Raw genomic sequence first — 10700 nt, 5'->3', positions numbered from 1 at the left:
GTTGAGGCAGTTGAGGCAGTTGAGGCAGTTGAGGCAGTTGAGGCAGTTGAGGCAGGATCAGAATGGATTAAAAGAAAAGCCGGGACAAGCCCGGCTTTTTCTTTATCACTCAGCAGCTGCTTCAGCAGCGGCCGGGCGGTCTACCAGCTCAATATAAGCCATAGGGGCGTTGTCGCCAGCACGGAAACCGCATTTCAGAATGCGAGTATAACCGCCGGCGCGCTCCAGGTAGCGCGGGCCCAGTTCATTGAACAGCTTAGCCACGATCGCGTTGTCGCGAGTGCGGGCAAATGCCAGACGACGATTAGCAACGCTATCAGTCTTGGCAAGGGTGATCAGCGGTTCAACTACACGACGCAGCTCTTTTGCCTTAGGCAGAGTCGTCTTGATGATCTCATGACGAACCAGGGAGCTGGCCATGTTGCGGAACATAGCCTGACGATGGCTGCTGTTCCGGTTCAGTTGACGACCACTCAAACGATGGCGCATGACCTTATCCTTCTAACTAAATCTGTGAAACCCGTAATCTGGATTACTCGTCAGCGATGCTGGCGGGCGGCCAGTTCTCAAGGCGCATGCCAAGAGACAGACCACGGGAGGCCAACACGTCCTTGATCTCAGTCAGGGACTTCTTACCGAGGTTAGGAGTCTTAAGCAACTCAACTTCGGTACGCTGTACCAGATCACCAATATAGTGGATAGCTTCTGCCTTCAGACAGTTCGCAGAACGAACTGTCAGCTCCAAATCATCGACAGGACGCAGCAGAATCGGATCAAACTCGGGTTTCTCTTCTTTCTTCTCGGGCACGCTGACATCGCGCAGATCCACGAAGGCTTCCAGTTGCTCAGCCAGAATAGTGGCAGAACGACGGATAGCTTCCTCAGGATCCAGGGTACCATTGGTCTCCATGTCGATGACCAGCTTGTCCAAGTCGGTACGCTGTTCCACACGTGCTGCCTCAACATTGTAGGCAATACGAACGATGGGGCTGAACGCGGAGTCCAGCAGCAGGCGACCGATAGGACGCTCTTCGTCATCGTTGTGAACACGAGCAGAAGCAGGCACATAACCACGACCGCGCTGAACTTTCAAGCGCATGCTGATTTCAGCATTGGCACCAGTCAGGTGGCAGATTACGTGCTCCGGGTTTACGATCTCGACTTCATCACCGTGAGTGATATCACCTGCGGTAACGGGGCCTGTTCCAGACTTGGTCAGGGACAGAGTTACCTCGTCCTTGCCTTCCAGCTTCACAGCGATACCTTTCAGGTTGAGCAGGATTTCAAGAATGTCTTCCTGTACACCTTCTTTGCTGCTGTACTCATGCAGTACCCCGTCAATTTCGACTTCAGTAACTGCACAACCGGGCATAGAAGACAGCAAAATACGACGCAGGGCGTTGCCCAGCGTGTGACCAAAGCCACGCTCGAGTGGCTCAAGAGTCACTTTCGCATGAGTCGGGCTAACTTGCTCGATGTCAACTAGCCGCGGTTTAAGAAAATCTGTTACAGAACCCAGCATTGTGTCCTCTCTTTAGAAGCTAGCTTTACTTGGAGTAAAGCTCGACGATCAGCTGTTCGTTAATGTCGGCAGACAGGTCGGAACGCTCTGGCAGACGCTTGAAAGCACCTTCCATTTTAGCGGCGTCAACCTCTACCCAAGTCGGCTTCTCACGCTGACCAGCAACTTCCAGGGAAGCTTTGATACGCGCTTGCTTCTTAGCCTTCTCACGAACGCAGATCACATCCTCAGGGGAAACCTGGAAAGAAGGAATGTTCACAACGCGACCGTTTACCATGATGGCCTTGTGGCTCACCAGCTGACGAGATTCAGCACGGGTAGCGCCGAAGCCCATACGGTAAACAACGTTGTCCAAACGACCTTCCAGCAGCTGCAACAGGTTTTCACCGGTGTTACCCTTTTGACGGGCAGCGTCGCGGTAGTAGTTGCGGAACTGTTTTTCCAATACGCCGTAGATACGACGAACTTTTTGTTTCTCGCGCAGCTGAACACCGTAGTCGGACAGACGCGCTTTACGCGCACCGTGCTGACCAGGGGCGGTGTCAATCTTGCACTTAGAATCAATCGCACGAACACCTGACTTCAGGAAGAGGTCGGTGCCCTCACGACGGCTAAGCTTAAGCTTAGGACCGATATATCTTGCCATCTTCTTTCTCCAACAATCCTAGACCAAGTAGCTACAGCGTTATACGCGGCGCTTCTTGGGAGGACGACAACCGTTGTGCGGGATCGGAGTCACATCAGTAATGTTAGTGATGCGGAAACCAGCCGCGTTCAGGGCGCGGATGGAAGACTCACGACCGGGACCCGGACCTTTGACCATGACTTCCAGGTTCTTGACGCCATATTCTTTGGCCATCTCACCAGCGCGTTCGGCAGCTACCTGAGCAGCGAACGGGGTGGACTTACGAGAACCACGGAAACCGGAACCACCAGAAGTAGCCCAAGACAGAGCATTGCCCTGACGGTCAGTAATGGTCACGATTGTGTTGTTGAAAGATGCATGAACGTGCGCAATACCGTCGCTCACTTGCTTTTTAACGCGCTTGCGAGCACGAGTCGGAGTTTTAGCCATTTTCTACCTTCCCGTTACTTCTTGATAGCCTTGCGCGGACCCTTACGGGTACGAGCGTTGGTCTTGGTACGTTGACCACGAACAGGCAGGCTACGACGGTGACGCAAACCACGGTAGCAACCCAGATCCATCAATCGCTTGATGTTCATGGAAATCTGACGACGCAGGTCACCTTCAACGGTGAATTTACCTACTTGTTCACGCAGACTCTCGATCTGAGCTTCGTCCAGGTCTTTAATTTTCACATTCTCAGCGATACCGGCTGCGGCACAGATGGCCTTGGAGCGGGTACGACCGACGCCATAAATAGCAGTCAAAGCGATGACTGCATGCTTATGGTCAGGAATGTTAATGCCAGCGATACGGGCCACTATTCACTCCTACATATAGTAGATTACGACCACCACAAAGCCCGTGAGCGGATACGTGGCGGTCAACCAATACACAACAAAAGTTGGCTGGCTATATTAGCCAGCACAACTATTTGTTGCAAGTACTAACCGTAAAAAATTAGCCTTGGCGCTGTTTATGCTTTGGCTCGCTGCAAATCACACGCACCACACCGTGACGCTTGATGATTTTGCAGTTACGGCAGATTGCCTTAACGGAAGCACGAACTTTCATTGCTTAACTCCGTAACTACGCCGACCTTTAGCGGCCGTAGCCCTTCAGGTTGGCCTTCCTCAGGACGTCGCCATATTGATGAGACATCATATGGGTTTGTACCTGAGCCATGAAGTCCATGATAACTACCACGATAATCAGCAGCGAAGTGCCACCGAAGTAGAACTGTACGTTCCAGGCAGTCATCAAGAACTGGGGTACCAGACAGATAAAGGTTATATAGAGCGCACCTGCCAATGTCAGGCGAGTCATAACCTTATCGATGTAACGTGCTGTCTGCTCGCCCGGGCGGATCCCCGGGATAAAGGCTCCACTCTTCTTCAGATTATCTGCTGTCTCGCGGGGGTTGAACACCAGCGCGGTATAGAAGAAGCAGAAGAAGATAATGGCTGCTGCATACAGCATCTCGTAAAGCGGTTGACCCGGCTGCAGGACCATAGAGACCTGTTGCAGGATATCAGCTACTTTACCCTCACCCTGACCAAACCAGGAGGTAATGGTCCCCGGGAAGAGGATGATACTGGATGCGAAAATCGCAGGAATCACACCAGCCATATTCACTTTCAACGGCAGGTGTGTGCTTTGCGCGGCAAATACCTGGCGGCCTTGTTGACGCTTGGCATAGTTAACGACGATACGACGCTGACCACGCTCCACGAACACCACAAAGTAAGTCACTGCGAAAACAATCAAGCCCAGCAACAACAACAGCAGGATGTGCAATTCCCCTTGACGTGCCTGTTCGGCCGTAGCGCCAATGGCATGCGGCAGACCAGCAACGATACCTGTGAAAATAATCAACGAGATACCATTACCAATCCCACGCTCGGTAATCTGTTCACCCAACCACATCAAAAACATGGTACCGGTGACCAGACTCACAACCGCTGTGAAATAGAAGCCCAGACCCGGATTAGTCACGAGTCCATGCATCATATTCGGCAGACCGGTTGCAATACCAATGGCCTGGAAAGTTCCCAAAACCAGCGTGCCCCAACGGGTATATTGGCTAATCTTGCGACGGCCGGATTCACCTTCTTTCTTGAGTTCAGCAAGAGCGGGGTGAACCACTGTCAGCAGCTGGATAATGATCGACGCCGAAATGTACGGCATGATCCCCAACGCAAGAATAGAAGCACGCGAGAGTGCACCACCACTGAACATGTTGAACATCTCAATGATGGTGCCCTTCTGTTGCTGGAACAACTCGGCCAGTACGGCGGCGTCAATACCAGGAATCGGCACATAAGAGCCTGCACGGAAAACGATAATCGCCCCGAGAACGAAGAGCAGACGGCTCTTCAGTTCACTCAGACCACCCTGTGCTTTAACATCCAATCCTGGTTTCTTAGCCATTGTACTGATTATTCCTCGATTTTACCGCCAGCGGCCTCGATGGCTGCGCGTGCACCTTTGGTGACGGACAGACCACGAACGGTCACAGCACGGTCAATGTTGCCTGACAGAACAACTTTAGCGAACACGATGTTCTTAGTAACAACACCGGCTTGCTTCAGAGTGCTCAGGTCGACCACATCACCTTCTACCAGGGCGATTTCGTTCAGACGCACTTCGGCAGAAACCAAAGATTTGCGAGAGAAGAAACCGAACTTCGGCAGACGGATTTTCAAAGGCATCTGGCCGCCTTCGAAACCGTTGCGGACTTTACCGCCACCGGAACGAGAGGTTTGGCCTTTAACACCACGACCACCAGTCTTGCCCAGGCCGGAGCCGATACCACGACCACGACGTTGTTTTTCAGGCTTGGAACCAGCGGCCGGAGACAGAGTGTTCAGACGCATGCTTAGCCCTCCACCTTAACCATGTAATAAACCTGGTTGATCATGCCGCGTACGCAAGGAGTATCTTCCAGCTCAACGGTGTGACCAATGCGACGCAGACCCAGACCACGCAGAGTCGCCTTGTGCTTTGGCAGACGGCCGATAGAGCTGCGAGTTTGAGTTACTTTTACAGTGTTAGCCATGTCGCATTACCCCAGAATTTCTTCAACGCGCAGACCACGCTTGGCAGCGATCTGTTCCGGTGATTGACCGTGAACCAGAGCGTCTACAGTAGCGCGAACAACGTTGATTGGGTTGGTGGAACCGTAGGTCTTGGCCAGCACGTTGTGAATACCGGCAACTTCCAGAACAGCACGCATAGCGCCGCCTGCAATGATACCAGTACCTTGGGAGGCCGGCTTCATGAACACGGTGGAGCCAGAGTGAACACCACGCACCGGGTGGTGCAGAGTGCCGTTGTTCAGCTCAACCTTGTTCAGGTTACGCTTAGCCTGTTCCATGGCTTTTTGAATAGCAGCCGGAACTTCACGGGCTTTACCGTAACCGTAACCTACACGGCCGTTACCATCACCCACCACGGTCAACGCGGTGAAGGACATGATACGACCACCTTTAACAGTTTTCGAAACACGGTTTACTGCAATGAGCTTTTCTTGCAGTTCGCCGGCTTGAGATTCGACTTTAGCCATCTTCGACTCCTAGCTTAGAACTGAAGACCAGCGTCACGTGCGGCAGCTGCCAGGGCAGCGATGCGACCGTGATACTTGAAACCGGAACGATCGAAAGATACGTTCTGAACGCCTTTGGCAATAGCACGCTCAGCGATAGCCTTACCTACAGCGGTAGCAGCATCTGCGTTACCGGTGTATTTCAGAGCTTCACTGATGGCTTTCTCTACTGTGGAAGCAGAGGCCAGAACTTCGGAACCGTTGGCTGCAATAACCTGCGCATAGATATGACGCGGGGTACGGTGAACAACCAGACGGGTAGCTCCCAGTTCCTGCATCTTTTTCCGAGCACGAGTAGCACGACGGAGACGAGCTGCTTTCTTGTCCATAGTGTTACCTTACTTCTTCTTAGCTTCTTTAGTACGCACTTGCTCGTTGGCATAGCGTACACCCTTGCCCTTGTAGGGCTCCGGAGCGCGGTAAGCACGGATATCGGCGGCGACTTGGCCAACCAGCTGCTTGTCGACGCCACGCAGAACGATTTCTGTAGCAGTCGGGCACTCAGCGGTCACACCAGCCGGCAGCGCATGCTCTACCGGGTGAGAGAAGCCCAGAGCCAGCGCAACAGCATTGCCCTTGATGGAGGCTTTATAACCTACACCAACCAGCTGCAGCTTGCGCTCGAAGCCTTGGGTAACACCGATTACCATGTTGTTGACCAATGCACGGGCAGTACCGGCCTGAGCGTCAGCACCAGCGATGCTGCCGCGCGGGGCGAACTTCAGTACATTGTCTTCTTTGGTCACTTCTACACCGGCGTGAATAGAGCGAACCAGAGAACCTTTACCACCTTTGATGGTCAGTTCCTGGCCGTTCAGAGTCACCTCTACGCCAGCAGGAATAGTGACGGGTGCCTTAGCAACACGAGACATTTCCTACCTCCTATTAAGCGACGTAGCAGATGATCTCACCGCCCATGCTTGCTTTGCGAGCAGCACGGTCAGTCATCACACCTTTAGACGTGGACACGATAGCAACACCGAGACCGCCCATAACTTTCGGCAGATCAGTAGTGCGCTTGTAAATACGCAGGCCTGGACGGCTTACGCGTTGGATCAGTTCTACAACTGGCTTGCCCTGGAAATATTTCAGTTCAATTTCCAGTTCCGGCTTCACGTCACCAGCTACGGAGTAGCCAGCGATGTAACCTTCTTCTTTCAGCACTTTGGCGATAGCCACTTTCAGCTTGGAAGAAGGCATGGAAACCGCAACTTTGCTCGCCGCCTGACCGTTACGGATGCGGGTCAGCATATCCGCGATCGGATCTTGCATGCTCATAAGTCTAACTCCCGAGATTCGTTACCAAGAAGCCTTCTTCAGGCCCGGAATTTCGCCCTTCATGGCATGCTCACGCACCTTGATGCGAGACAGGCCAAACTTGCGCAGGAAACCGTGCGGACGACCAGTAATATTGCAACGGTTACGCTGGCGGGACGGACTGGAATCACGGGGCAGCTGTTGCAGTTGCAGTACAGCATCCCAACGCGCTTCTTCAGAAGCGTTCATGTCAACGATGATAGCTTTCAGCTCGGCACGCTTGGTCGCGTACTTGGCTACCAGCTTGGCACGCTTTGCTTCGCGCGCTTTCATGGATGTTTTAGCCATAACCCTAACCTTACTTGCGGAATGGGAAGTTAAAGGCAGCCAGCAGAGCACGGCCTTCTTCATCGGTATTCGCGGAAGTGGTGATGGTGATATCCAGACCACGGACGCGATCGACTTTGTCATAGTCGATTTCCGGGAAGATGATCTGCTCACGCACGCCCATGGAGTAGTTACCACGACCGTCGAACGCTTTAGCGTTCAGGCCACGGAAGTCACGGATACGCGGTACGGAGATGCAGATCAGCCGTTCCAGGAACTCCCACATACGCTCGCCACGCAGGGTTACTTTACAACCTATCGGGTAGCCTTCACGAATCTTGAAGCCCGCAACAGATTTGCGAGCTTTGGTGATCAGCGGCTTCTGACCGGAAATGGCAGCCATATCGGCAGCAGCATTTTCCAGCAACTTCTTGTCAGAGATCGCTTCACCAACACCCATGTTCAGGGTGATTTTCTCGATCCGAGGGACTTGCATGATAGTCTTGTAACCGAACTGCTTGGACAGTTCATTTACTACATCGGATTTGTAGTAATCATGCAGTTTCGCCATCGTTAAACTCCAATTACTTCACAAGTTCGCCGGTGGATTTGAAGAAACGGACTTTTTTGCCGTCTTCAATCCGGAAACCAACGCGGTCAGCTTTGCCAGTGGCAGAGTTGAACAGCGCTACGTTTGATACATCGATGGGGGCTTCTTTGGTGACGATACCGCCAGCCTGACCCAGTGCGGGTACCGGCTTCTGGTGTTTCTTCACCTGGTTGATGCCTTCCACGATTACCTTACCTTTTGCAATCAGGACTTGAGTGACTTTGCCACGCTTGCCCTTGTCTTTGCCGGTAAGAACAATCACTTCGTCTTCGCGACGGATTTTAGCTGCCATCGTTCGACTCCTTACAGTACTTCGGGTGCCAGGGACACAATCTTCATGAACTTCTCATTACGCAGTTCACGGGTCACCGGGCCAAAAATACGAGTACCGATTGGCTGTTGGTTGTTGTTAAGCAACACAGCCGCATTGTTGTCGAAACGGATGACAGAGCCGTCCGGACGACGAACGCCTTTACGGGTGCGTACGACCACCGCGTTATACACATCACCTTTCTTCACTTTACCGCGAGGAATGGCTTCCTTGATGGAAACCTTGATGATGTCGCCGATGCCGGCGTAACGGCGGTGCGAGCCACCCAGAACCTTAATACACATTACACTGCGAGCGCCGGAGTTGTCGGCAACACCCAGCATACTTTGCATCTGGATCATCTTAGTGCTCCGCTTTGTTTACTTCTTATCCCTAATGGGATCTGGCTGCCTTCAAAAGGCGCGAAACTATAACACAGGATTTTCAGAAAAGGTAGCCTAAAAAACAAACGGCCCCTGAAAGGGGCCGCTTGGACTACAAAGTACCGATTAGGCCTTTTCTACAACGGCAACTAGGGTCCAGGACTTGGTCTTGGACAGCGGGCGGCATTCGCGGATTTCCACGAGGTCGCCAGCTTTGCACTCGTTGTTTTCGTCATGTACGTGCAGCTTGGTAGTGCGCTTGATGATCTTACCGTAGATCGGGTGCTTTACCTTGCGCTCGATAGCAACAGTGATGGACTTGTCCATCTTGTCGCTGATTACACGACCTTGCAGAGTACGGATCTTGTCAGTCATTACGCACCTGCCTTCTCAGTCAGTACAGTCTTGATACGTGCGACGTCACGACGCACTTGTTTCAGAGTGTGAGTCTGAGCCAGCTGGCCGGTGGACGCTTGCATGCGCATGTTGAATTGCTCACGCAGCAGGCCCAGCAGCTCCTGGTTCAGTTCTTCGACGCTCTTTTGACGCAGATCTTGGGCTTTCATCACATCACCGTCTTAATTACGAAAGTGGTCTGAACAGACAGCTTAGCTGCGGCCAGGGCAAACGCTTCACGCGCCAGAGCCTCAGGTACACCGTCCATCTCGTACAGAACCTTGCCAGGCTGGATCGGGCAAACCCAGTATTCCACGTTACCCTTACCTTTACCCATACGAACTTCGAGGGGCTTTTCGGTGATGGGCTTGTCCGGGAACACACGGATCCAGATCTTACCTTGACGCTTAACGTGACGGGTCATGGCACGACGGGCTGCTTCGATTTGACGAGCAGTCAGTTGACCACGGGATGTCGCCTTCAGGCCAAAGGTACCGAAGGATACTTCGTTACCAGAGGTGGCCAGACCGCGGTTACGACCCTTGTGGGTCTTGCGGAATTTAGTACGCTTAGGTTGCAACATTTACCGAATCTCCTTACTTAGCAGCGCGGCGCTTGTTGTCACGCTTGGGCTTTGCAGGAGCTTGCTCTTGAGCAGCGGCAGCGTTAACAGCAGCCAGACCGCCCAGAACTTCGCCCTTGAAGATCCAAACTTTAACGCCGATCACACCGTAAGTGGTGTGGGCTTCAGAAGTTGCGTAGTCGATGTCGGCACGCAGGGTGTGCAACGGCACACGACCTTCACGGTACCATTCGGTACGCGCGATTTCAGCGCCGCCCAGACGACCGGAAACTTCCACTTTGATGCCCTTGGCACCCAGGCGCATTGCGTTCTGTACGGCGCGCTTCATAGCACGACGGAACATTACACGACGCTCCAGCTGGGAAGTGATGCTGTCGGCAACGAGTTTGCCATCCAGCTCCGGCTTGCGGACTTCGGAAATGTTGATCTGAGCAGGCACGCCAGCAATAGTGGCTACAGCTTTGCGCAGCTTCTCAACGTCTTCGCCTTTCTTACCGATTACAACACCCGGACGAGCGGTGTGAATGGTCACACGGATGCTCTTGGCCGGACGCTCAATGGTGATCTTGGACAAGGACGCGTTTTTCAGTTCCTTGGTCAGGAACTGGCGTACTTGAAAATCGCTGTACAGGTTGTCAGCGAAGTCTTTGGTGTTCGCGAACCAGGTAGAATTCCAAGGCTTGGTAATACCCAGGCGAATGCCATTAGGATGTACTTTCTGACCCATTGCTTATCTCCCAGCCTTAGCGTCGGATACCACTACAGTGATGTGAGCGGTACGCTTGAGGATACGATCCGCACGACCTTTGGCACGCGGACGGATGCGCTTCATGGAGGGACCTTCGTCGACCATGATAGTAGCAACACGCAGCGCGTCGATATCGGCGCCTTCGTTGTGCTCAGCGTTTGCAATGGCAGATTCCAGCACTTTCTTAACCAGCACTGCAGCCTTTTTCGGGCTGAAGGTCAGGATATTCAGAGCCTTGTCTACGGACAGACCACGTACTTGATCGGCTACCAGACGAGCTTTCTGGGCAGAAGTACGGGCATAACGGTGTTTAGCGATAGCTTCCATCATTTATC

At 52.9% G+C, this 10700-nt stretch carries 22 protein-coding genes; all 22 read right to left on the bottom strand.

All coding sequences use genetic code 11. From position 1 onward, the window contains the following. Positions 1–105: 105 nt before the first annotated feature. On the bottom strand, positions 106–489 hold the full coding sequence (gene rplQ / locus LRL22_RS17475) for a 50S ribosomal protein L17 (protein ID WP_005307999.1): 384 nt from the start codon (positions 487–489) through the stop codon (positions 106–108). Between the two features lie 43 nt (positions 490–532). Next, positions 533–1522 carry a DNA-directed RNA polymerase subunit alpha gene (locus LRL22_RS17470; protein WP_005307997.1) on the bottom strand — a complete coding sequence of 330 codons (990 nt, stop codon included), beginning with the start codon at positions 1520–1522 and terminating at the stop codon, positions 533–535. 25 nt (positions 1523–1547) lie between these two features. Then, entirely contained in the window at positions 1548–2168 is a 621-nt protein-coding gene (rpsD, locus tag LRL22_RS17465) for a 30S ribosomal protein S4 (protein ID WP_005340600.1), read from the bottom strand. A 39-nt stretch (positions 2169–2207) separates the two neighbouring features. Continuing rightward, positions 2208–2597: a 30S ribosomal protein S11 gene (rpsK, locus tag LRL22_RS17460; RefSeq protein ID WP_005307993.1), complete on the bottom strand. Its 390-nt coding sequence runs from the start codon at positions 2595–2597 to the stop codon at positions 2208–2210. A 14-nt stretch (positions 2598–2611) separates the two neighbouring features. After that, positions 2612–2968: a 30S ribosomal protein S13 gene (rpsM, locus tag LRL22_RS17455; RefSeq protein WP_005307991.1), complete on the bottom strand. Its 357-nt coding sequence runs from the start codon at positions 2966–2968 to the stop codon at positions 2612–2614. Between the two features lie 139 nt (positions 2969–3107). Continuing rightward, entirely contained in the window at positions 3108–3221 is a 114-nt protein-coding gene (rpmJ, locus tag LRL22_RS17450) for a 50S ribosomal protein L36 (protein WP_005319705.1), read from the bottom strand. Between the two features lie 27 nt (positions 3222–3248). Then, positions 3249–4577 (bottom strand): preprotein translocase subunit SecY, encoded by a 1329-nt coding sequence (gene secY / locus LRL22_RS17445; RefSeq protein WP_005340602.1) that lies wholly within the window; start codon positions 4575–4577, stop codon positions 3249–3251. 8 nt (positions 4578–4585) lie between these two features. Beyond that, positions 4586–5023, bottom strand: a complete 438-nt coding sequence (gene rplO / locus LRL22_RS17440; protein WP_005340604.1) for a 50S ribosomal protein L15 — start codon at positions 5021–5023, stop codon at positions 4586–4588. A gap of 2 nt (positions 5024–5025) precedes the next feature. After that, the gene (gene rpmD, locus LRL22_RS17435) at positions 5026–5205 is read right to left on the bottom strand and encodes a 50S ribosomal protein L30 (protein ID WP_005307985.1); all 180 of its coding nucleotides are present in this window, start codon (positions 5203–5205) and stop codon (positions 5026–5028) included. Positions 5206–5211: 6 nt separating this feature from the next. Further along, positions 5212–5712 carry a 30S ribosomal protein S5 gene (gene rpsE, locus LRL22_RS17430; protein WP_005340605.1) on the bottom strand — a complete coding sequence of 167 codons (501 nt, stop codon included), beginning with the start codon at positions 5710–5712 and terminating at the stop codon, positions 5212–5214. Positions 5713–5726: 14 nt separating this feature from the next. Then, positions 5727–6080, bottom strand: coding sequence for a 50S ribosomal protein L18 (rplR, locus tag LRL22_RS17425; protein ID WP_005340606.1), 354 nt, complete (start codon positions 6078–6080; stop codon positions 5727–5729). A 9-nt stretch (positions 6081–6089) separates the two neighbouring features. Then, positions 6090–6623, bottom strand: coding sequence for a 50S ribosomal protein L6 (gene rplF / locus LRL22_RS17420; RefSeq protein WP_005340607.1), 534 nt, complete (start codon positions 6621–6623; stop codon positions 6090–6092). A gap of 13 nt (positions 6624–6636) precedes the next feature. Continuing rightward, the gene (rpsH, locus tag LRL22_RS17415) at positions 6637–7029 is read right to left on the bottom strand and encodes a 30S ribosomal protein S8 (protein ID WP_005307980.1); all 393 of its coding nucleotides are present in this window, start codon (positions 7027–7029) and stop codon (positions 6637–6639) included. Between the two features lie 21 nt (positions 7030–7050). Next, complete coding sequence (gene rpsN / locus LRL22_RS17410) at positions 7051–7356, bottom strand: 30S ribosomal protein S14 (RefSeq protein WP_005340609.1); 306 nt, start codon at positions 7354–7356, stop codon at positions 7051–7053. A gap of 10 nt (positions 7357–7366) precedes the next feature. Continuing rightward, positions 7367–7906 (bottom strand): 50S ribosomal protein L5, encoded by a 540-nt coding sequence (gene rplE, locus LRL22_RS17405; RefSeq protein WP_005331162.1) that lies wholly within the window; start codon positions 7904–7906, stop codon positions 7367–7369. Positions 7907–7919: 13 nt separating this feature from the next. Then, positions 7920–8237 (bottom strand): 50S ribosomal protein L24, encoded by a 318-nt coding sequence (rplX, locus tag LRL22_RS17400; protein WP_005307977.1) that lies wholly within the window; start codon positions 8235–8237, stop codon positions 7920–7922. 11 nt (positions 8238–8248) lie between these two features. Further along, positions 8249–8617 (bottom strand): 50S ribosomal protein L14, encoded by a 369-nt coding sequence (gene rplN, locus LRL22_RS17395; RefSeq protein WP_005307975.1) that lies wholly within the window; start codon positions 8615–8617, stop codon positions 8249–8251. Positions 8618–8764: 147 nt separating this feature from the next. Beyond that, positions 8765–9013 carry a 30S ribosomal protein S17 gene (gene rpsQ, locus LRL22_RS17390; RefSeq protein ID WP_005307966.1) on the bottom strand — a complete coding sequence of 83 codons (249 nt, stop codon included), beginning with the start codon at positions 9011–9013 and terminating at the stop codon, positions 8765–8767. Beyond that, entirely contained in the window at positions 9013–9204 is a 192-nt protein-coding gene (gene rpmC / locus LRL22_RS17385) for a 50S ribosomal protein L29 (protein ID WP_005307965.1), read from the bottom strand. Before rpmC ends, rpsQ begins: the two co-directional genes overlap by 1 nt. After that, the gene (gene rplP, locus LRL22_RS17380; RefSeq protein WP_005340612.1) at positions 9204–9617 is read right to left on the bottom strand and encodes a 50S ribosomal protein L16; all 414 of its coding nucleotides are present in this window, start codon (positions 9615–9617) and stop codon (positions 9204–9206) included. Before rplP ends, rpmC begins: the two co-directional genes overlap by 1 nt. Before the next feature lie 13 nt (positions 9618–9630). Beyond that, entirely contained in the window at positions 9631–10344 is a 714-nt protein-coding gene (gene rpsC / locus LRL22_RS17375) for a 30S ribosomal protein S3 (protein ID WP_005307962.1), read from the bottom strand. A 3-nt stretch (positions 10345–10347) separates the two neighbouring features. Beyond that, positions 10348–10692, bottom strand: a complete 345-nt coding sequence (rplV, locus tag LRL22_RS17370; protein ID WP_005319741.1) for a 50S ribosomal protein L22 — start codon at positions 10690–10692, stop codon at positions 10348–10350. Positions 10693–10700: the final 8 nt, after the last annotated feature.

The sequence above is a fragment of the Aeromonas sp. PI_26 genome (genome assembly GCF_027854445.1).
Classification (GTDB): Bacteria; Pseudomonadota; Gammaproteobacteria; order Enterobacterales; family Aeromonadaceae; genus Aeromonas; species Aeromonas veronii.
The sequence above is the reverse complement of the archived record's forward strand: the minus strand, read 5'-3'. Positions and strand labels throughout refer to the sequence as shown.

What these genes read in the sequence shown, in the direction of transcription:
- rpsE (WP_005340605.1), bottom strand. Translation starts at nt 5,712, where the DNA reads ATGGCTAAAGTCGAATCTCAAGCCGGCGAACTGCAAGAAAAGCTCATT.
- rpsN (WP_005340609.1), bottom strand. Translation starts at nt 7,356, where the DNA reads ATGGCTAAAACATCCATGAAAGCGCGCGAAGCAAAGCGTGCCAAGCTG.
- rplN (WP_005307975.1), bottom strand. Translation starts at nt 8,617, where the DNA reads ATGATCCAGATGCAAAGTATGCTGGGTGTTGCCGACAACTCCGGCGCT.
- rplV (WP_005319741.1), bottom strand. Translation starts at nt 10,692, where the DNA reads ATGGAAGCTATCGCTAAACACCGTTATGCCCGTACTTCTGCCCAGAAA.
- rplO (WP_005340604.1), bottom strand. Translation starts at nt 5,023, where the DNA reads ATGCGTCTGAACACTCTGTCTCCGGCCGCTGGTTCCAAGCCTGAAAAA.
- rpsK (WP_005307993.1), bottom strand. Translation starts at nt 2,597, where the DNA reads ATGGCTAAAACTCCGACTCGTGCTCGCAAGCGCGTTAAAAAGCAAGTG.
- rplP (WP_005340612.1), bottom strand. Translation starts at nt 9,617, where the DNA reads ATGTTGCAACCTAAGCGTACTAAATTCCGCAAGACCCACAAGGGTCGT.
- LRL22_RS17470 (WP_005307997.1), bottom strand. Translation starts at nt 1,522, where the DNA reads ATGCTGGGTTCTGTAACAGATTTTCTTAAACCGCGGCTAGTTGACATC.
- rpsH (WP_005307980.1), bottom strand. Translation starts at nt 7,029, where the DNA reads ATGAGCATGCAAGATCCGATCGCGGATATGCTGACCCGCATCCGTAAC.
- rplQ (WP_005307999.1), bottom strand. Translation starts at nt 489, where the DNA reads ATGCGCCATCGTTTGAGTGGTCGTCAACTGAACCGGAACAGCAGCCAT.
- rpmC (WP_005307965.1), bottom strand. Translation starts at nt 9,204, where the DNA reads ATGAAAGCCCAAGATCTGCGTCAAAAGAGCGTCGAAGAACTGAACCAG.
- rplF (WP_005340607.1), bottom strand. Translation starts at nt 6,623, where the DNA reads ATGTCTCGTGTTGCTAAGGCACCCGTCACTATTCCTGCTGGCGTAGAG.
- secY (WP_005340602.1), bottom strand. Translation starts at nt 4,577, where the DNA reads ATGGCTAAGAAACCAGGATTGGATGTTAAAGCACAGGGTGGTCTGAGT.
- rplR (WP_005340606.1), bottom strand. Translation starts at nt 6,080, where the DNA reads ATGGACAAGAAAGCAGCTCGTCTCCGTCGTGCTACTCGTGCTCGGAAA.
- rplX (WP_005307977.1), bottom strand. Translation starts at nt 8,237, where the DNA reads ATGGCAGCTAAAATCCGTCGCGAAGACGAAGTGATTGTTCTTACCGGC.
- rpsD (WP_005340600.1), bottom strand. Translation starts at nt 2,168, where the DNA reads ATGGCAAGATATATCGGTCCTAAGCTTAAGCTTAGCCGTCGTGAGGGC.
- rpmD (WP_005307985.1), bottom strand. Translation starts at nt 5,205, where the DNA reads ATGGCTAACACTGTAAAAGTAACTCAAACTCGCAGCTCTATCGGCCGT.
- rpsQ (WP_005307966.1), bottom strand. Translation starts at nt 9,013, where the DNA reads ATGACTGACAAGATCCGTACTCTGCAAGGTCGTGTAATCAGCGACAAG.
- rplE (WP_005331162.1), bottom strand. Translation starts at nt 7,906, where the DNA reads ATGGCGAAACTGCATGATTACTACAAATCCGATGTAGTAAATGAACTG.
- rpmJ (WP_005319705.1), bottom strand. Translation starts at nt 3,221, where the DNA reads ATGAAAGTTCGTGCTTCCGTTAAGGCAATCTGCCGTAACTGCAAAATC.
- rpsC (WP_005307962.1), bottom strand. Translation starts at nt 10,344, where the DNA reads ATGGGTCAGAAAGTACATCCTAATGGCATTCGCCTGGGTATTACCAAG.